The 1,321-nt window shown below is 74.0% G+C and carries 1 protein-coding gene; it reads left to right on the top strand.

Translation table 11 applies throughout. The annotated features are described in order from the left end of the window. Window positions 1-62: 62 nt before the first annotated feature. Window positions 63-1,321 (top strand): sugar transferase (locus tag ABZ070_RS37410; RefSeq protein ID WP_356640670.1); only part of this gene is annotated, 1,259 nt, incomplete at its 3' end.

The following is a 1,321-nucleotide window of genomic DNA, read 5'->3' as shown; positions in this document are numbered from 1 at the left end:
GCTCGGTGGAGGTGACGTAGTCGCCGACCGCCTCCTCCTCCGGGACGACCTTGGTCTTGCCGATGTTGACGCCGACGACCACCGCGCTGGTCGCGGCCGACGCGGTCGCCCTGACGGTCACCGTGGTGATCGTGCCCGCCGTGCTGTGGCCCGCCGCCCCCCTCCCGCTCTTCTCGGCGGCGCCGCTCGTCCTGCTCCAGACGGTCCTGCACACATGGCGCGGGCTGTACAGCCATCGGCTGTCGCCGTCCGCGCTCGCCGAACTGCCCACCCTGTTCGGCTTCGCGCTCCTCCAGTGGTACGTCGCCACCGAGATCCTCGGCGCCTACGACGCCCGCTACGACGTCGCGTTGACCGGCCCCACCCTCGCCGCGGGCGGCCAGGCAGTGCTCGTCTGCGCGGGCCGGGCGGTGCTGTACCACTCCCGTCGGCGGTATGCGGCCCGCCGGCCGGGGTCGGCGCTGGTCGTGGGGCGCGGGCCGGCGGCCCAGCAGGTCACCGCGGCCCTGTACGAGCACCCGGAGTACGGGATGCGGCCCGTCGGGCACGTCGACCCCGCCTTCCGCCACCGGGCCGGCCCCGTTCCCGCGCCCCTGCCCGTCCTCGTCACACCCGAGGACGTCGGACGGGCCGTCATCCAGAACGCCGTCGGCCACGCCGTCTTTGTCGTGACGCCCGCCTCGGGGCCGGCGGACACCGCGCTCGTCGACCTGTTCGCCCGGCACGGCTGCCGGGTGTGGCTCGTCGACGGCACGCCCGCCGGCGCCAGCGCGCGCCCCCGGGCGCCCCGCCGCGACCATCTGTGGGGGTTTCCCGTACGACCCCTCGAGGCGGCCGCCGCCCGGTCCTTCTCCCATGTCGGCAAACGTGCCATGGACGCCTGCCTCGCCGCCCTCGTCCTCGTGGCCGCCGCGCCCGTGCTTGCCGTCTGCGCGCTCGCCGTGCGTATCTCCGACGGACCCGGGGTCATCTTCCGGCAGGAACGCATCGGCCTGGACGGGCGGCCCTTCGTGCTCCTGAAGTTCCGCACGATCAGCCCCGCCGACGAACACGAGTCGGCCACGCGCTGGAGCGTTGCCCTGGACCGGCGGATGAGCGCCACCGGGAGCCTGCTGCGACGCACCTCCCTCGACGAACTGCCGCAGTTGTGGAACGTGCTGCGGGGGGACATGAGCCTCGTCGGGCCGAGACCCGAACGCCCCTACTTCGTCGCCAAGTTCAGCCACGCCTATCCGGGCTACCAGGCCCGCCACCGGATGCCCGTGGGCATCACCGGGCTCGCGCAGATCCACGGACTGCGCGGCGACACGTCCATCGAGGA

The sequence above is a fragment of the Streptomyces sp. NPDC006283 genome (assembly GCF_040613325.1).
In the GTDB taxonomy this organism is placed as follows: domain Bacteria; phylum Actinomycetota; class Actinomycetes; order Streptomycetales; family Streptomycetaceae; genus Streptomyces.
The sequence above is the reverse complement of the archived record's forward strand: the minus strand, read 5'-3'. Positions and strand labels throughout refer to the sequence as shown.